17 protein-coding genes are annotated in these 17,371 nt (G+C 73.4%); 4 read left to right on the top strand and 13 right to left on the bottom strand.

Annotated elements, in window-relative coordinates; all coding sequences use genetic code 11:
* Positions 1-3: 3 nt before the first annotated feature.
* The 6 genes from ACPWUT_RS13720 to ACPWUT_RS13745 form a co-directional block, all read right to left on the bottom strand.
* Complete coding sequence (locus ACPWUT_RS13720) at positions 4-1,083, bottom strand: enoyl-CoA hydratase/isomerase family protein (protein WP_425838617.1); 1,080 nt, start codon at positions 1,081-1,083, stop codon at positions 4-6.
* Between the two features lie 63 nt (positions 1,084-1,146).
* Entirely contained in the window at positions 1,147-2,355 is a 1,209-nt protein-coding gene (locus ACPWUT_RS13725; RefSeq protein WP_425838620.1) for an FtsX-like permease family protein, read from the bottom strand.
* On the bottom strand, positions 2,352-2,972 hold the full coding sequence (locus ACPWUT_RS13730; RefSeq protein ID WP_425838623.1) for an ATP-binding cassette domain-containing protein: 621 nt from the start codon (positions 2,970-2,972) through the stop codon (positions 2,352-2,354). The genes ACPWUT_RS13725 and ACPWUT_RS13730 overlap by 4 nt, the downstream gene beginning before the upstream one ends.
* Positions 2,969-3,886 (bottom strand): hypothetical protein, encoded by a 918-nt coding sequence (locus ACPWUT_RS13735; protein ID WP_425838626.1) that lies wholly within the window; start codon positions 3,884-3,886, stop codon positions 2,969-2,971. The genes ACPWUT_RS13730 and ACPWUT_RS13735 overlap by 4 nt, the downstream gene beginning before the upstream one ends.
* Positions 3,879-5,468, bottom strand: a complete 1,590-nt coding sequence (locus tag ACPWUT_RS13740; protein ID WP_425838629.1) for a hypothetical protein — start codon at positions 5,466-5,468, stop codon at positions 3,879-3,881. Before ACPWUT_RS13740 ends, ACPWUT_RS13735 begins: the two co-directional genes overlap by 8 nt.
* A complete protein-coding gene (locus ACPWUT_RS13745) occupies positions 5,465-5,959 on the bottom strand; it encodes a hypothetical protein (RefSeq protein ID WP_284529012.1) in 495 nt (164 codons plus the stop codon). The genes ACPWUT_RS13740 and ACPWUT_RS13745 overlap by 4 nt, the downstream gene beginning before the upstream one ends.
* 380 nt (positions 5,960-6,339) lie before the next feature.
* Between ACPWUT_RS13745 and ACPWUT_RS13750 the strand changes: the two genes are divergently transcribed.
* The gene (locus ACPWUT_RS13750) at positions 6,340-7,569 is read left to right on the top strand and encodes an ATP-binding cassette domain-containing protein (RefSeq protein ID WP_425838632.1); all 1,230 of its coding nucleotides are present in this window, start codon (positions 6,340-6,342) and stop codon (positions 7,567-7,569) included.
* Entirely contained in the window at positions 7,566-8,396 is an 831-nt protein-coding gene (locus ACPWUT_RS13755; protein WP_284529010.1) for an ABC transporter permease, read from the top strand. The genes ACPWUT_RS13750 and ACPWUT_RS13755 overlap by 4 nt, the downstream gene beginning before the upstream one ends.
* A gap of 13 nt (positions 8,397-8,409) precedes the next feature.
* Here ACPWUT_RS13755 and ACPWUT_RS13760 read toward each other — a convergent pair whose 3' ends face one another.
* The 6 genes from ACPWUT_RS13760 to ACPWUT_RS13785 all read right to left on the bottom strand — a co-directional run bounded on the left by ACPWUT_RS13760 (position 8,410) and on the right by ACPWUT_RS13785 (position 12,675).
* Positions 8,410-8,886, bottom strand: a complete 477-nt coding sequence (locus ACPWUT_RS13760) for a hypothetical protein (protein ID WP_425838635.1) — start codon at positions 8,884-8,886, stop codon at positions 8,410-8,412.
* 89 nt (positions 8,887-8,975) lie between these two features.
* Complete coding sequence (locus tag ACPWUT_RS13765) at positions 8,976-9,779, bottom strand: uroporphyrinogen-III synthase (protein ID WP_284529008.1); 804 nt, start codon at positions 9,777-9,779, stop codon at positions 8,976-8,978.
* 197 nt (positions 9,780-9,976) lie between these two features.
* Entirely contained in the window at positions 9,977-10,294 is a 318-nt protein-coding gene (locus ACPWUT_RS13770; RefSeq protein ID WP_425838638.1) for a hypothetical protein, read from the bottom strand.
* Positions 10,284-10,694 carry a phage holin family protein gene (locus ACPWUT_RS13775; protein WP_284529006.1) on the bottom strand — a complete coding sequence of 137 codons (411 nt, stop codon included), beginning with the start codon at positions 10,692-10,694 and terminating at the stop codon, positions 10,284-10,286. The genes ACPWUT_RS13770 and ACPWUT_RS13775 overlap by 11 nt, the downstream gene beginning before the upstream one ends.
* Position 10,695: 1 nt before the next feature.
* The gene (locus tag ACPWUT_RS13780) at positions 10,696-11,136 is read right to left on the bottom strand and encodes a hypothetical protein (RefSeq protein ID WP_425838642.1); all 441 of its coding nucleotides are present in this window, start codon (positions 11,134-11,136) and stop codon (positions 10,696-10,698) included.
* A gap of 99 nt (positions 11,137-11,235) precedes the next feature.
* Entirely contained in the window at positions 11,236-12,675 is a 1,440-nt protein-coding gene (locus ACPWUT_RS13785; RefSeq protein WP_425838645.1) for a protoporphyrinogen/coproporphyrinogen oxidase, read from the bottom strand.
* Positions 12,676-12,726: 51 nt separating this feature from the next.
* Between ACPWUT_RS13785 and ACPWUT_RS13790 the strand changes: the two genes are divergently transcribed.
* A complete protein-coding gene (locus tag ACPWUT_RS13790; RefSeq protein WP_284529003.1) occupies positions 12,727-13,299 on the top strand; it encodes an HhH-GPD-type base excision DNA repair protein in 573 nt (190 codons plus the stop codon).
* Between the two features lie 119 nt (positions 13,300-13,418).
* Entirely contained in the window at positions 13,419-15,821 is a 2,403-nt protein-coding gene (locus ACPWUT_RS13795) for a S8 family serine peptidase (protein WP_425838648.1), read from the top strand.
* Between the two features lie 67 nt (positions 15,822-15,888).
* Here the strand turns inward: ACPWUT_RS13795 and ACPWUT_RS13800 are convergent, their stop codons facing one another.
* A complete protein-coding gene (locus ACPWUT_RS13800; protein ID WP_425838651.1) occupies positions 15,889-17,277 on the bottom strand; it encodes a glycine--tRNA ligase in 1,389 nt (462 codons plus the stop codon).
* Between the last annotated feature and the right edge of the window lie 94 nt (positions 17,278-17,371).

Here is a 17,371-nt window from a genome sequence, read left to right on the forward strand (position 1 = left end):
GGTTCAGCTCCAGAGCGCCACGTCGGGCCGGTACGCGAGCGCCTGGGCGCCGATGTCGGACGGCAGCTCGGCGAGGGTCGGCGGGTTCCACACCGGCGACCGGTCCTTGTCGATCAGCTGGGCGCGGATGCCCTCGACGAGGTCGGGCTGGCTGGTCGCGAACCACATCACCAAGCCGTACTCCTGCGCCAGCGCCGCCCGCAGACCGGGAAGCCCTCGCGCCGACCGCACCGCGGCCAGGGTGACCGCCAAGCCCGTGGGGGCCAGCGCCGAGAGCGTGTCGGCCGTCGCCCGCGCGTCGGCCTCGGGGCGTTCGCGCAGCCGGTCGATGATCTCCGCCACCGTGGCGGCCGAGAACGCGTCGTCGATCCACGGGCGCGCCGCCTCCAGCGCCGAGGCGGGCGCGGTCTCGTCGAACAGCAGCACCAGCTCGGTCGGGGTGTGCGGGTCGGCACGGGTGACGAGGGCGTCGTGGAGGTCGCCGAGGCGCTCGGACGGCACGAGGTGGTCGGCGAAGCCCGCGTAGATCGCGTCGGCGGCGTCCATCGTCGCACCCGTGAGCGCGAGGTACTCGCCCGTCCTGCCCGGGGCGCGGGCCAGGAGCCAGGATCCGCCGACATCGGGGGTGAAGCCGATTCGGGTCTCGGGCATGGCGAGCTTCGAGCGCTCCGTCACCACTCGTACGGCTGCGTGGCCGGCGAGGCCGATCCCGCCGCCCATCGTGATGCCGTCCGCGATCGCGACGATCGGGCGGGGGAACTCGGCGAGCCGTGCGTTCAGCGCGTACTCCGCGCGGAAGAAGGTCCCGGTCTCGTCGGCACGGCCCGCGACGATCTGCGCGTGCAGGCCGCGCACGTCACCTCCGGCGCAGAATCCGCGCTCGCCCGCACCGTCGAGCAGTACCACCTGGATGTCGGGGTCGCGCTCCCACCGGTCGAGCGCTGCATCGATCTCGTGGATCATCGCGAGATCGAGCGCGTTGATCGCCTCGGGCCGATCGAGGGTCAGATGACCGACGCTGCCGTCGGCGTGCGCCCGCACGCGGGAGGGAGACGGATCGGCGGTCGTGGCGGGTTCACTCACTCCGCTCACGCTACCCGAGCCGGCCCGGCGGAGGCCGACCGCGGCGCCGGGGGAACGGGGTCGTCACGCTCCGTCCCGGCCGATCACGAGGTACGGGTCGGTGCGCAGCGAGCGACGCGCGGCCAGGCGTGCGACCACGGCGCTCGCGCCGACGCTCAGGAGGACGACGACCACCGAGACGACGGCCGGGCGCCACGCGAGCGCGGCGATCCCCGGATCGCTGCCGAGGAGTTCCGCGGCGGCGGACGCGACGAGAGGTGTCGCGAGGGCCGCGAGGAACCCTCCGGTGAGCGCTCCCCCCACTGTCGCCAGGACGCTCTCCGCGACGACGAGGCGGCGGATGTCGGCGACGCTCCAGCCGTTGACGCGCAGCAGGGCGAGGTCGCGCACCTGCCCCCGCACCATGGTCGCGATGCCGGTGGCCGTTGTCGCCAGCAGGATGAGGAGGCCCAGCCCGGCGGCGACGCCGGCCGCGAGGGGCAGGAGCGTGAAGACGGCGGGGAGTCGCCCCAGCCGGTCCGCGAGGGGGCTCGCCGCGAAACCGAGCGCGCGGAGCTCCGCGGTGAGCGGGCCCACCTGCGCAGGGCTGCGCGCCACGACGAGCGCCGAGACGACGCCGGCGCTCTCGAGGTAGCCCTCCGGCGTCATGCCTTCGCGGGCGGCCACGATCTCCAGCGCGGTCTCGAACGACAGGAGGGCCACTCCGGGTCCGTAGACCTGCCAGGCCGGGTCGTACGCGCCGGACAGCGTGAGGGCGATCGGGGTCGAGGCCCCCTCCTCCGCTCCGGTCCGGGTGGTGATCTCGAGGTCGAGCTGCTCCCCCACGCGGGCGGCGAAGTCGGCGCCCTGCGCCCGGGCGGGTGCCAGGAAGGCACCCGGCCCCGGCGGCTCCGTCACGCCCGGTGGCGGCTGGGACGCCTGGAACGCCGCGATCGGGAGCACCCATCCCCCGTCGGCCGCGTAGAGCGACGCGCCGTCGAGTGCCGGTTCGACGGAGCGGACGCCCTCGAGCTCGGCGATGGCGCCGAGCGCCGTGGCGGTCAGCGGGCGCGCGTCTGCGGCGTCGGCGCGCACGTCGATGACGGCGAGACTGCCGTCGACGAGGTCGCTGGCGATCGTCGCCTGGAGGTTCCAGGCGAGGCCCCCGAGCGCGGCGACCAGGAGGGTCGTCGCGAGCGCGGCGACCATCGGTGCGGCGCGCTGGGTGCCCCGCCGGATGCGCAGCAGCGCCCACGCGAGGATCTCGCCGCTTCTCCGTCGCTGCCCGTTCATGCCGTGCCTCCCGGGGTGAGTTCCACGACCCGGTGGCACCGGAGCCGCACGTGGTCGTCGTGCGTGGCGACCACGACGGCGCGTCCGCGGCGGGTCGCCGCCTCGAGCGCGTCGAGCACGCGGGCGGTGTTGACCGCGTCGAGGCTGCCGGTCGGCTCGTCGGCGACGATGACATCGGCACGCGATGCGACCGCCCGCGCCACCGCGAGCCGCTGGCGCTGACCGCCCGACAGCTCGTAGCCGCGACGATCGGCGAGGGCGCCCAGGTCGAACGCGGCGAGGACGCGCTCGGCGCGCGCCCACATCGCGCGGCGGGGAAGCCCCCAGGCCGTCGCGACGTTCTCCCAGACCCTGAGGTAGGGATGGACGGCGTGCGTCTGCAGCACGTATGCGGATGCGACTGACCCGCGGGACGTCCGCACGCCCGCGGTCGGCTGGAGGAGGCCTCCGATCAGTCCCAGCAGTGTGCTCTTCCCCGCTCCGGAGGGGCCGGTGACGCCGACGAACTCACCCGCGCCGAGCGCGAGGGTGAAGGGGCCGAGAACCGGCGCGCCCGGGCCGCCCGGGTACTCGAACAGGACGTCGTCCAGTCGGACGAGGCACGACGATGGCGTCACGTCAGCTCCACACTCAGATCGAAGGACACCTGGCTCAGCATCCGGGTCACGTCGACGGCGCCGCGGCCGCTCGCTCTCGAGCGGTACCAGCCGCCGGACGACCGAACGAAGCCGGCGGAGACCGCGGCGTCGAAGGGCTCCTGGAGCCAGTCCTCGTCGCGCTCGGGGGTGGCGCCGGCGGCCGCGGCCGCGAGCCCGGAGCGGCACAGCGCCTCGTCGACGTCTCCCCGCCTCAGCGCGGCGAGCACGGCGTCGGCGAGCGCGCGCGGGTCGGCGACCGTCCGGCGCTCGCCGAGGCGGTCGAACCGGACGAGGTGACGGATCACCGCGCTGCGGACGCAGTCGTCGTCGGTCTCGCGCGCCAGCGCGCGGTGCAGCGGCGTGCCCGGGACGCCGTCGAGCACGCCGAGATCGGACGCCGTCTCGATGAGGCTCACCGGGTCGGCGGTGTCGAGGACGTCGGCGTCGGGTTCCCCCAGCAGCCTGGTGGCGGCCGACACCGCCGCCCGGCACCCGTCCGAGTCCCGCGACGACAGGGCGCACACCCTTGCGGCGCCGAGCAGCCGGTGCGGTGCGTGCGTCGTGACGGAGGCGGCCTCGGCGACGTGGTCGATGCGGGCGGCGGTGTCCGCGTCGAGGCGCGGCTCGATCCCCTGGGTCTGCAGGAGCCTCACCGCCGCCGCCGTCGTCCAGAGCCCCTCGTCGAGACCGCCCTCGGCGAGGACGGCACCGTCGAGGCCGCGCACGTCGTGGTCGTGGAGCAGCCCGTCCTCACTGCGGTAGCGGTCGAGGCTCGACGCGTCGAACGCGGGCGCGGGCGCGGGAGCGCAGCCGCCCAGGAGGATCGTCGCGAACAGCGCGGTCACGGCGGCCACGGCGGTCAGGGCGCGAGGCCGCCGGGTCGGGTCAGTCATCGTCGGGTTTCCCTTCGTACAGGTCGAGGTCCGCGGCGGCCGCAGCGACCGACAGCGGGGCGGGCTCGTCGCCCCACAGCAGGAGGCCGCGGGCGCCGGCCCGGACCGGCTCCTCCGGCTGCCCGCCGGCGAGCGCGGCGCTCGCGGTGCCGGCGTCGCGCGGCGCCAGTCGCGCGGCCCAGGAGAGGTCGCAGTAGCCGGTGAGGTCGGCCGCTCGCGCCGCCTCGCGGAACGCGGCACGTGCGGCGGTCCGCTCCGCCGGCGGCCAGGTGCCGGTGGTCGCGACCTCGCGGAACACCGCGATCTGGACGCGCGCGCACCCGTCGAAGGGGCGTTCCGACAGCGAGGCCACGATCGCATCGACGCGCTCCGGGCCTGCCGGACGAGCGAGCGCGAGGGCGGCGAGCAGGCCGTCGAGCGCCGTGGCGGTGAGAGGGGTGCCCGCCGCGACCGCCTCGCCGGCGCGGAGTCCCGGCTCGACGAGCGCACCGCACGTGCTGCGCAGCGTCGCGCAGGCCGCGAGGACGAGCAGTGCGTCTCCGGATGCGGCACGGGCCTCGCGCGTCATGAGGTCCAGCACCTCGGCGGCCTCAGCATCGCCGAGGGCGCGCTCGCCGGCGGTCAGGAGACGCAGCCCCGCGAGCGTGCCGTTGAGCGAGCCCGAGACCTGCGCCGGACGACGGTGGGTGCCGTCCGCGGCACGACGCTCGGCGACGACCGTCGTGATCGCCCGGACCGCATCGGCACGCCGCCCGGATTCGTCGCGCGCCGCCACGCGCAGCGCGGAGAGGAGCACCTGGGGGTCGTCGCTGTCGAGCGCGTCGTCGATCGCGCAGCGCTCGAGCGCCCCCATCGCCGCGGACGGCGTGAGGAGGAGCGCGGCGGCGGCCTCGAGGGAGGTGCGGTCGTCGCACTCCTCCGGCGCGCCGCCGGCGAGGTAGGCGCTGGCCACCTCGATGCGGGCCGGCGACCGGTCCATGTCCGTCAGGACGTCGACCCACTGGAGCGCGAGCGCGGCGTTGGACGACACGGCGGCGAGGATCCGCTCGACGGACACCCTCCGGCCGTCGAGCAGGTCGTCGTCCGCCAGGCACCACGCGACGTGGACGGCGGCGAGGACGTCGAGTGGGACGGCCGCCTCGTCGATCCGCGCGAGTCCGGCGCCCTTCGCCCGCGCGTCGGCGACGATCGCGGCGGCCTCTGCGTCGATCACGGCGCGCGCTGCGGCGGGCCCGAGCGCCGAGCACACCGCATGCGCCTTCCACAGCGGGTCGTCGGCATCGTCCCGCCACAGCTGCCGCCAGCGAGCGAGCGAGGGCGCGTCGTCATCGTCCGTCCGGCGCCGGTCCCGGAGGTCACTCGGAGTCAGCCGGTCGATGCGCACGGCGTAGGCGGTGTCGGCGACCGTCGCCGCGTCGAACGCCGCCACAGCGACGTTCGACAGCAGTCCGTTGCCGCCGCGGTACGCGTCGAGCTCCGCCAGAGAGGCTGTCCGGGCCGGCCCCGCCGCGGGCGCGCATGCGCTGAGCGCACCCGCGATCACGACGAGGCCGGCGCACAGCGCACCGGCTCGGGCTCTCACACCCCGACGCAGGCGCTCGAGCTCGCCCGCACCCCGGCCACCTCGGCGTACGCCCCCGAGCAGAGCCCCAGCGCCACGATCGACCAGGTGGCGGACGCGGAACCGGAGTGGTCGGAGATCCAGGTGTTGTAGTTGGTCCACACGAGGTTGCGGGCCGTGCCGCTCGTGCCGGCGACCGTCACTCCGCCGACAGTGACGGTGCCGACCCCCCAGGCGTTGAAGTCGGCCGTGTTGCGGATCTTCGAGACCTTGTAGGCCGACCCGGACTTCAGCGCCTTGGCGGACGTCTGGAAGCCGCACGACGTGGTCCAGGTGTTGCAGAGCCAGACGTTGGCCTGGATCACCGCCCCGGTGTTCGGCAGCTTGGACGACGAGGAGGAGCTCACCGCCGAGGCCGGCAGCGCCGTCGTCGCGGCCAGCGCGGCGGCCATCAGCACCCCGGCGAGCGCCTTCTTCCATGACGTCGACTTCGACGACCGATTCCCGACCATGTCTCACTCCATCCTCTGCAGCGCCGCGGCGCTTTCGCGGGAGCGGTGCGGCCGGCCCCGTTCGAGACCGGCGCCTTCACACGCGCTCATCAATGAACACTGCTCAAAGTAGTGCGGACCGAGCGCGCCCGTGCGAGTTCTCCACAGGGTGCATGACCCCCATCGTGCGCACGGGCGTGCCGGGACCGGTGCGCAGACGACGTCGAGCCGTGCACCGCGTCGCGATGTTCCGCGTCGGAGCCGCGCACCTCCGTGCCGAGCCTCCGTGCGTCCGTAACGGGAGCGGGCGGAGGCGCGCCCGCGGAATCACCTCCGTCGTCGGGCGCGGCGTCGTGCGATCCGACAGGATGGGAGGACACCGCACCGACGAGAGGTTCGCCATGCCCGACGGACATGTCCTCGAGTTCGCCGGGGTCACCAAGCGCTTCGGCCCCGTGACCGCCGTCGACCGCTTCAGCGCCCGCGTGGAGCCCGGAGTCGTCACCGGCTTCCTCGGTCCCAACGGCGCCGGCAAGACCACCTCCCTGCGGATCCTCCTCGGGCTCATCACCGCGACCGAGGGCACCGCGACGATCGGCGGCCGGCGCTATTCGCAGCTCGACCAGCCGCTGCAGACCGTGGGAGCCGCGCTGGAGGCGTCGAGCTTCCACCCCGGTCGCAGCGCCGCGAACCACCTGGCCGTCTACGCCCGCGCGGCGGGGCTGCCCCTCACCCGCGTCGACGAGGCGCTCGGCACCGTCGGGCTGGCCGACGTCGCGGGGCGCAAGGTCGGCGGGTTCTCGCTGGGCATGCGCCAGCGGCTGGGCCTCGCCTACACCCTGCTCGGCGACCCGGGCGTGCTCGTCCTCGACGAGCCCTCCAACGGCCTCGACCCCGAGGGGATCCGGTGGATGCGCGGCTTCCTGCGCGATCTCGCGCGGCAGGGCCGCACGGTGCTCGTGTCCTCGCATCTGCTCACCGAGATCCAGCAGACCGCCGAGGCGCTGCTGATCATCGCGCGCGGACGGCTCGTCTTCCAGGGCGCGCTCGCCGACCTGACCGCCCAGGACGAGCAGGTCGCCGTCGTCGACGCGCCCGACCGCGCCGCCCTCGGCGACGCGCTGACCGCCGCCGGGATGAGCTTCGACGTGCTGCGCAGCGGACTGTCGGTCCGCGGCGTCGACACCGCCGCGATCGGCGCCGTCGCCGCAGCAGCCGGTGTCGCGCTGTCCGCACTGCAGCGCCGCGGTCCGGCGCTCGAGGAGGTGTTCCTGGCGCTGGTCGACGGGACCGCGGAGCACGCCCTTCCGGACCTCGCCCTCGGCACCGCCCCGGACCCCGACACGGCTGCGGACGCGGCCGCACCACCGCCGGAGGCCACTCCGGACGAGGCCGCACCACCGCCGGAGGCCACTCCGGACGAGCCCGCGCCGCCCGCGGACGCCGACCAGACCTGGGACGCGGGGCACACCCCGACCGACGCCGACCTCGAGGCGGATCGCTTCTTCGCCCGCTACGACGCGGCTGCGGCAGGCGAGGCGGCTGCGGCAGACCACGCGGCTGCGGCACCCGCCGACGAGGCCACCGACGCCGCCGGCACTGATGACACCCAGGGAGGTGACCCGCGATGACCCTGGTCCGCGCCACCCGCTCCGAGCTGACCAAGCAGTTCACCACGTCGATGTGGTGGGTCCTGGCCCTCGTCCTCGTCGTGTATGTGGGCAGCACCGCCGGCGGCCTCGCCGGACTGTTCGCCGCCCTGTCCAACGGCACGCTCCCGGCCGGCGGCGCCAATGCACCGGCGATCCCCGCCGATGCGCTGCCGCCGATCATCTACAGCCTGGCGACGGCGGTGGGCTACATCTTCCCGCTCCTGATCGGTGCCCTGCTGGTCACCGGCGAGTTCCGTCACAAGACCCTCACACCGACCTTCCTCGCGACCCCCCGCCGCGGCGTGGCCCTGGCCGGCAAGGTGCTCGCGGGCGTCCTGATGGGGCTCGTCTTCGCCGTCGTCGCGCTCGTGGCGACCGTCGGCCTCGGGGCGACGGTGCTGGCGCTGATGGGCATCGACACGCAGCTCGGTGAGGCGGACACCTGGGCCATGCTCGGCCGCATCGTCCTCGCCTTCGTGCTGTGGGTGCTCATCGGGATCGGGGTGGGGACGCTCGTGCGCAATCAGGTCGCCGCCGTGGTCGGCGTGATCGCGTTCACCCAGTTCCTGGAGCCGATCCTGCGCACCGTGGCGGGCTTCGTCGACGGGGTCTCGGGCGCCGCGCAGTTCCTCCCCGGCGCCACCTCCGACGCGCTCGTCGGAGCCAGCTTCTACTCCACGCTGAGCGTCCCCGGCGGCGGATCCGACGCGCTCGAGTGGTGGGCGGGCGGTCTGGTGCTGCTGGCGTACGCGCTGGTGCTGATCGTCGTCGGCTACCTGGTCAGCTGGCGACGCGACGTGAGCTGACGGGATCCCGCGATCAGGTCGCGGCGGGGGCGATCTTCGGCGTGCGCGCGCGCCGCGGCTTGACCACCGGCGCCGGGATCGCGCCCGTCACGATCTCCGTGACCTCGACGGCCTCGGCGTCGGTCTCGAGCCGCAGCGCCTGCACCAGGGCGAGACCGTGACGCGTGGTGAGCACCACGCGCTGGAACTCCGCCGCCGCTCCCGCCCCGGTGCCGGGGTCGAGATCGATGACGACGGCGGGCTTGCGGCGCTTGACGACGATGAAGTCGTCGCCGCCGGCCGACTTCCACGTGCCCATCGCGACGACGCCGCGCACCTGCGTGCCCGGACTGGGCACTCCGCGCAGCCACGTCCACGGGTCGTCGGTCAGCTGCACGCGGACGATGTGGGCGCGCTCGATCCGCAGCCTCGAACGACGGAACGAGAGGGCGCGCTCGAGCGGCGACAGCACGACTTCGAGCTGCGCGGAATCGAGCAGCAGAGTCACCATGCCTCCCAGTCTGCCCGGTTTCCGCTGCGCGTTTCCTCACAGAGCGGCAACGATCCGCACGGGTCGCCCCGTGCCGCCCGCGCGCGCTGTCAGACGGCGAACTCGTCTGTGGCGTGCGGGAGCGGGAAGCCCGAGACGGCGGCGATGAGGCCGTCGACGGTCTGCTCGCGTGCGACGACGCTGACGCCGAGGCCGGCGCGCTTGGCGTCCTTCGCCGTGCGCGGACCGATCGCCGCGATCACCGTCTCGGCGGGGATGTCGGGGAACTGGAGGTGCACCTGCTCGGCGACCGAGCCGCTCGTCACGAGGATCGCGTTGATGCGGCCGGAACGGACGTCGGCGGCGATGCGCTCGGTCACCGGTACACCGACCGTCCGGTAGGCGACGACGCTGCGCACGTCGTGACCGGCGGCGCTGAGCTCGCGGGTGAGCACGGGCTTGGCGATCTCGCTGCGGAGGGTCAGGATGCGGCGCGGCTCGGGTTCGAGGGCGATGAGCTGGGCGGCCATCCCCGCGGCGGAGTTGTCGTCGTCGGGCACCAGGTCGACCCGGTAGCCGACCGCCGTCAGCGCCGCCGCCGTCGTCTCGCCCACCGCGGCGACCTTCGTGGTCGCGGGGATCGCGGCGCGGTAGGCGTACAGCACGTCGACCGTCGTGGCACTGGTGAGGGTGACCCAGTCGAACGCCCCCGCCGCAAGGTCGGCCAGCGCCTCTTCGAGCGTCGCCTGATCGGTGGACGGGGCGAAGTTGATGAGCGGCGCGATGACAGGGGTCGCACCCTGGGCGCGCAGGGTGGCGGCGACCGAGTCTCCCCAGGGCCCGCCGCGCGGAACGAGCACACGCCAGCCCTTGAGGGGCTTGTGCGGCGCGGCGGCCGTGCTGTGTGCGTTCATCGTCGACTCTCGTGGTGCAGGGATCGGACGCACAGGGCGCCCGACAACGCGATGCCCTGTCGCGCGGATGAGCGCGTGCCTCGGGCGTGCATCGCCGGCAGCATCCGCCTCATTGCCACTGCCTGTAGATGGATACTACCCCCGGCAGCGGCATGCGAAGCCGGGCCTGCGCGAAGCGGATAGCGGCCCGGCGTGGCTCAGCGCGTGTACAGGCGCACCAGACCCCAGACCGCCAGGCCCGCCGCCGCGGCCACCCCGACCGCTGCGACGACCGCTGCCGACGGGTTCTCGCGGTGGAACCTGCGCACCGCCACGACGCCGCGTTCGGTGGCCCGGGCGACCCGCTTGGGCACGTTCGCCTTCTCCTCGATGGCCGCCAGGGCGGCCTTGAGCTCGGCACGGGCCTTCTCGACGGGGTCGGTGATGCCCAGGGGCACGGCGGTGCGGGGAACGACCGCCCCTGCCACGGGGGCTCCGGTCACGGCGGTGCGGGGGCGCGAGGTCTCAGAACTCATCGAAGACGTCCTTCACGATGCGGGTGTCGGTGGCGAGGGCCTTCTTGGGGCCCTCGGAGCTGCGGAGGTGACGGATGCGCCGCAGGCCCAGCAGGGCGAACACGACGGCGGCCAGCAGTCCGACCACCAGCACGATCAGACTCGCCAGCCACGCGGGGATCCACGACGAGAGCCCGATGATCGCGAAGGCGCCCAGCGCCGGCAGCGACCAGAACAGGAAGAACAGGGCGACGATGAACCAGACACCGCCCATTCCGACGTCCTTGCCCGCGCTGGCGGCCCACTTCTTGGCCGAGTCGACCTCGGCCACGACGAGGTTGCGCACCAGCTCGGGCACGTCGCCCAGCAGGGTGAGGAGTCCGTCGTCCGCGCGATCGCGGAAGCCGCGAGGCGTGGTCATCTCAGCTCTCCGCCGCCTTCTTGGTCCGCGTCGACGCCGAGCTCTTCGTCCCGGTGGACGTCGAGCCCGTCGACTTCTTCGCGCCGCCGGTCGCGCCCTCGGTCGCCTTCTTCACCTCGGCGGCGGTGGTCTCCGCTCCGCGGCTGACCTCCTCGGCCGAGTCCTTGCCGGCGCTGATGACGGCGTCGAGGCGCTGACCGGGCGTGCCGTTCTTGGTCGCCGCCTTGGTCACCTTGACCGCGCCGTCCCAGATCGCGCTCGGCAGGGCGAGGGCCGCCGACTTGCCGAGCCCGGCCACCTTGTCGACCTGCTTCTGCACCGGGTCCGTGTTCCAGACCTTCAGGAAGCCCGACTTGATCTGGTCGTACCGCTCACGTCCGGCACGCGACCCGAGCACGTAGCCCGCTGCGATTCCGACGACGAGTCCGAATTTGCCCCTCATGGGGTCTCCTCACGCTGGTGGCGATGTTGCGTCCTTCGCTCCAGGGTAGCCCCGTATGCCGATTCCGGCATGCCCCCTTCTCTCTGGGAGTGAGGAGTGCTAGAAGGAGCCCGCCGCGTCATCCCCCCAGAGCACCCGGCGACGGAGTCTCACGGCCTCGTCGATCGCGTCGGCCACGGCGTCGGCGCGTCCGCCTCCGCTGATCCACGGCGCGGCCAGCCCGAGCGCCGGGGTCGCCTCGACGGCGGCGTGCAGCGCCGCGGCCTCCTCCGCCGCGCCCAGCCGGACCGCCGGGACCGCACCGCCGCGGCGCACCCGCCGCGACGCCACGACGGCGGACGCCGCGAGCGGCACCCCGAGCGCGACCGATGCGGCCGCCTGCGCCGTCGCCACCGTCGCCGCGTCGTCGGCATCCGACGCCGGAAGGGTCACGTGCAGCACGCGCTCGCCGTCGCCCACCGCCGCGGCGAGCGAGGGGTGCGTGGCAGTCAGGTCGACGACGCGACGGACGCCTTCCCGTGAGGAGACGACCTCGGACGGGGCCGCGCCGGAGATCGAGGGCGCCCGGACCCGCAGCAGGACGACGTCGACGGGCGGCGTGGCCTCGGCCGGCGGCAGCTCGACCAGTTCCGCCAGCAGGCTGCGGGTGCGCGCCTCGTCGGCGGCGACGATGACGATGTCGGCCGTCACGACGGACGACGCGGAGTCGTCCGCGAGATCGTCCGCGGCCGGCTCGCCCACCTCGATGCGCCACTCCCCTCCCTCCCGCGAGATCGACCGCACGCGCGTGCCGGTGCGCACCTCACCGCCGAGGTCGCCCAGTCTCGTCGCCAGCGCGGACGGCCACGCGCCGGGGTCGTCGAAGACGAGGGCGCCCGCCTGCGGCTGCGCCGCGACCTCTGCCACCGCGCCGCCGAGGGAGCCGCTGCGGGTGAGCGCGCTGTTGAGGCCACGCGCCGCCACCTCGACGTCGACGTCGGACGGGTCCAGGCCCCACCGCGCCCGTGTCACCGGTGCGACGAGTCGGTCGCACACGCGATCGCCCATTCGCGAGCGCACGAGGGCCGCGAGGTTCCGCTCGCGTCCGATCGTCAGCGGCGGGCGTACGCGATCGAGGTAGGCCCGCCAGGTGCCCGCCCAGCCGATCACCCGGCGCACGGCAGGATCCCACGGGTTCGGCGGGATGCCGAGCAGGGCGCCCTCCGGAAGCGGCGCGACGGGCGCCGGGGCGGCTGCGGAGAGGTCGGCGATCCCGGTCCGCGCCGGACGCAGCACCTCCACGCGGTCGGCGAGGCCGAGGTCGGAGACGAGCTCGGTGAACGCCGGCACGTCGGCGCCGAACCCGTCGGCGTCGACGTCGACCGTCACACCGCCGAGGTCGACCGTGTCCGCGACCGGGACGCCCGCGCCGGCGTCGTCGAGGACCGTCACCGCCATGCCCACCTTCGCGCACTCCAGTGCGGCGACCGCCCCCGCGGCGCCGATCACCACCACGCGGGTCTCGCGCGCGTGGGCGACCAGTTCGGCGGCGTCGGGCATGACATCCATCCTTCCACTCCGCCTCTGCGCGTTCGGTGGGACGATGGCTCCATGGCTCTGCACATCACCGGCGACCCCGATGCCGATCGCCTGCTCACCGACGACCCGCTCGCGCTGCTGATCGGCATGCTGCTGGATCAGCAGATCGCGATGGAGACGGCGTTCAGCGGCCCGCGCAAGATCGCCACGCGCACCGGATCCGGCGACCGCCTCGACGCCGCCGCCCTCGCGGGGTACGACCCCGATGAGCTGACGGCGGTGTTCACGCAGACGCCGGCGGTCCACCGGTTCCCGGGATCGATGGCCGGGCGGGTGCAGTCGCTCTGCCAGAGCCTTCTCGACGACTGGGACGGCGACGCCGCCGCGATCTGGCGCGATGCCGACGGCCCCACCGTGCTCAAGCGGCTGAAGGCGCTGCCCGGGTTCGGCGATCAGAAGGCGAGGATCTTCCTCGCCCTGCTCGGCAAGCAGTACGGCTTCTCGGGCGCGGGCTGGCGGGAGGCCGCGGGCGCGTACGGCGAGGAAGGGTCGTTCCGCTCCGTTGCCGACATCGTCTCGCCCGAGTCGCTGGCGAAGGTCCGCGAGCACAAGCGGGCGATGAAGGCCGCCGCCAAGGCCGGCTGACCGCTCGTCGATTCGTGCTTGCCCCGCGGCGTGCGGTGCGGGAGGGTGGACGGGACGCCTTGCGGGAGGCGTCGCCGACATGGCGCGGCACGCTGCGCACTGGGGACCTGGGAGTCACAATGAAGCTTCGCGCTGCCGCCGTCTTCGCCGCCTTCGCCGTCGTCGCCGGGGCACTCGTCGCACCGGCGGGCGGCGCACCGTCCACCGCTGAAGCCGCCGGGCCGGCGGCATCCGCTCCGCCGCTGGCGGTGCCGGCAGCCGACGATCGCCCGGCGCCGCCGAGCTCCGGGCGTCGCGACCTCACCGGAGCCGCACCGAGCGAGGAGGCCGGCGTGGTGGGCAACGGCGCCCTGTCGAGCCTCGTCGAGAGCCTGACCTCGGGCGACGGCGTGCCCGATGAGCTGGTCGGCGCGGTGACCGTGCGGGGCGACGCGATCCGCGTGGAGGTGACCCACACCGACGAGGCCGCAGCGCGCGCGGCGATCGCCGCCGCCGGCGGGTCCGACGTCGTCTCGATCGTCAGCGGGCTCCTCGCCGCCAGCGTCCCCGCCCGCGGGATCGCCCGTCTCGAGGCTGCGCCCGCGGTCACCGCCCTCACCCTCCCGGCCTTCGCAGCGCCGGCGCCCGACAGCATCCCCGTCCCGCACGCCGCGCAGGGCGTCAACGGCGGCGACGTCTACGCGAAGACCCTCGTGCAGCAGTGGCACGACATCGGGATCACGGGCAAGGGCGTCTCGGTCGGCATCATCGACTACTTCGATCGCGCCACCTGGCGGGATGCCAGGGCCGGCGGTGAGGTGCCCGACGTCGCCGGCACCTTCTGCCGCTGGGGCGGCCTGAGGTGCGACGTCTTCGCCTCGCCGAGTCCCGACATCCACGGCGTCGCCGTGGCCGAGGCGATCCACGACATGGCGCCGAAGGCCACGATCTACGTGGCGACGGTCCAGTCGAACGAAGACCTGAAGGGCGCGATCGACTACTTCGCCTCGAAGAAGGTCAAGATCATCAGCCGTTCGCTCGGCGGCTTCTACGATGCCGCCGGTGACGGCTCGGGCGCCTCGGCGAAGCTCGTCAACTACGCCGTGAGCAAGGGCATCACGTGGTTCAACTCCGCGGGCAACTCCGGCGCGTACAACCAGACGTACTCGGACGGCTCGACCGAGTGGGTCGGCGGCTACTGGCGCCAGAAGTGGCGGGACACGAACGCGAACGGCTGGATGGACTTCGAGACCGTCGTGCGCGACGCCGACGGCGTCCCGACCGGCGCCAAGACGTACTCCGAGACCATGTGGATCTACTGCACGCCGTATTTCCGCCTGCGCTGGAACGACTGGGGCACCGGAAAGCGCACCGACTACGACATCTACCGGATCAACGGCGACGGCACGGTCCGCGCGCCGGGCTACACGCCGAACGATCAGTCGGAGAGCGGCGTGGTACCCCTGGAGCTCCAGAACGGCAGCTCGAACTACTTCGGGTGCACCTCGGACTGGATCGAGGTAGGCATCTACCGGCACTCGGCGGGCGACGGGTCGTCGGACGACGTCCTCGAGCTCGCCGGGAACTCCGGCGACATCGCGCTGACCGCCTCCTCGGCCGGAAGCGCCGGGGCCGCCTATGTCGACAGCCGCAACAAGGGGATGGCGGCCGTGGGCGCCGTCGACCCGGTCGAGGGTGTCGCGATCGCCGGCTACAGCTCGCAGGGCCCCACGAACGACGGCCGCATCAAGCCCGAGATCAGCGCCGGCTCCAACTTCACGAGCCGCGCCTACACGTACGCCGGCAAGGGCGGGCACTTCAACGGCACCAGCGCGGCGACCCCGGTGGTGGCCGGACTCGCCGCGGTCGTGCTCGAGCGTCACGACCACCTGACGCCTGCGCAGCTGGTGAACTACCTCCGGAAGAGCCAGACCACCGACCGCGGAGCCGCCGGCGCCGACAACGTCTTCGGTTCGGGCGAGCTCATCATGAAGCCGATCTCCGTCGTGCCGTTCACGTCGACGCCCGCCCCGACGATCAGCGGCACACGCGCGGTGGGCTCGACCCTCACCGCGGTGGCCCGGTGGTCGCCCACGGCGAAGTTCACCTACCGGTGGTACCGCAGCGGCACCCTCATCTCGGGGGCGACGAGGGCCACCTACACGCTCACGGCGGCCGACGGCGGCAAGCGCATCCGCGTGATCGTGCGCGGCACGCACGCCGGCATCACACCCGCGGAGAACCACTCGGCGTACACCGCGGTCATCGCGAAGCTGTTCGCGAAGTCGCCTGCTCCGAAGATCACGGGGACGGTCAAGGTCGGCCGGACGCTGACGGCCTCGGTCGGCACCTGGTCGCCCCGGCCCGCGTTCACCTATCAGTGGAAGCGCAACGGCAAGAGCATCAGCGGCGCGACGAAGTCGAGCTACAAGCTGACCTCGAAGGATGCCGGCACCCGCATCACGGTGACCGTCACCGCGAAGAAGTCCGGCTACAAGACGACGGTCCGCACGAGCGCGAAGACCGCCACCGTCAAGCACTGACGGCGGCCGCGCGTGCGCGCTTCTTCCGGTGCCGCGCGGCGGTCACGGGAGCGGCGGGCAGCGCGGCTCAGGCGCCGCGGAGACGCTCGGCGAGGTAGCCCTGCAGCGCGTCGAGGGGCACGCGCTCCTGCGCCATGGTGTCGCGGTCGCGGACGGTGACGGCCCGGTCGTCGAGGGAGTCGAAGTCGACGGTGACGCAGAACGGGGTGCCGACCTCGTCCTGCCGGCGGTAGCGGCGGCCGATGGCGCCGGCGTCGTCGAAGTCGACGTTCCAGCCCTGCGCGCGCAGGGCGTCGGCCGTCTCGCGGGCCAGCGGCGACAGGTTCTCGTTGCGGCTGAGCGGCAGCACCGCGACCTTGACGGGCGCCAGGCGCGGGTCGAGCTTGAGCACGGTGCGAGTGTCGGTGCCGCCCTTGGCGTTGGGCACCTCCTCCTCGACGTACGCGTCGACGAGGAAGGCCATCATCGACCGCGTCAGACCGAACGACGGCTCGATGACGTACGGCACGTACTTCTCGCCGGACGCCTGGTCGAAGTACGTGAGCGACTGGCCGGACGCCTCGATGTGGCTCGACAGGTCGAAGTCGGTGCGGTTGGCGACGCCCATGAGCTCACCCCACTCCTTGCCGGGGAACCCGAAGCGGTACTCGAAGTCGATGGTGCCGGCGGAGTAGTGCGCGCGCTCGTGCTCGGGCACGTCGAACTGCCGCATGTTCTCGGGGTTGAGGCCGAGGTCGAGGAACCAGTCCCAGCACGCCTGCACCCAGTGCTCGAACCACTGCTGCGCCTCGGCGGGCGGCGTGAAGAACTCGATCTCCATCTGCTCGAACTCGCGCGTGCGGAAGATGAAGTTCCCGGGCGTGATCTCGTTGCGGAACGCCTTGCCGACCTGGCCGATGCCGAAGGGCGGCTTCTTGCGCGACGCGGTCAGGACGTTCGAGAAGTTCACGAAGATGCCCTGCGCCGTCTCGGGGCGCAGGAAGTACAGGCCCGACTCGTCGTCGACGACGCCGAGATAGGTCTTCACCAGACCGGAGAAGGCCTTCGGCTCGGTGTACTGACCCTTGGTGCCGCAGTTCGGGCACGGGATGTCGGCGAGGCCGTTCTCGGCGGGGCGGCCCTTGCGCGCCTCGAAGTCCTCGACGAGGTTGTCGGCCCGGAAGCGCTTGTGGCAGTGCAGGCACTCCACGAGCGGATCGGTGAACGTCGCGACGTGGCCGGAGGCCTCCCAGACGCGCTTGGGGAGGATCACCGAGGAGTCGAGCCCGACCATGTCGCCGCGGCCGCGGACGAAGGTCTGCCACCACTGCCGGCGGATGTTCTCCTTCAGCTCGGTCCCGAGGGGTCCGTAGTCCCACGCCGACCGCGAACCGCCGTAGATCTCACCGGCCTGGAACACGAACCCGCGGTGACGGGCGAGGGCGATGACTTTGTCGAGACGGGACTGCTCGGCCACAGGTGGCTCCAAATGGTCGGATTCGCGAAGGCGAGGAGGGCGGATGACGGCCCGCGGGTGCGGGATCGGCATCCGTCAAGTCTAGCCGCGAGGC

The sequence above is a fragment of the Microbacterium sp. PA5 genome, from assembly GCF_049860775.1.
Classification (GTDB): Bacteria; Actinomycetota; Actinomycetes; order Actinomycetales; family Microbacteriaceae; genus Microbacterium.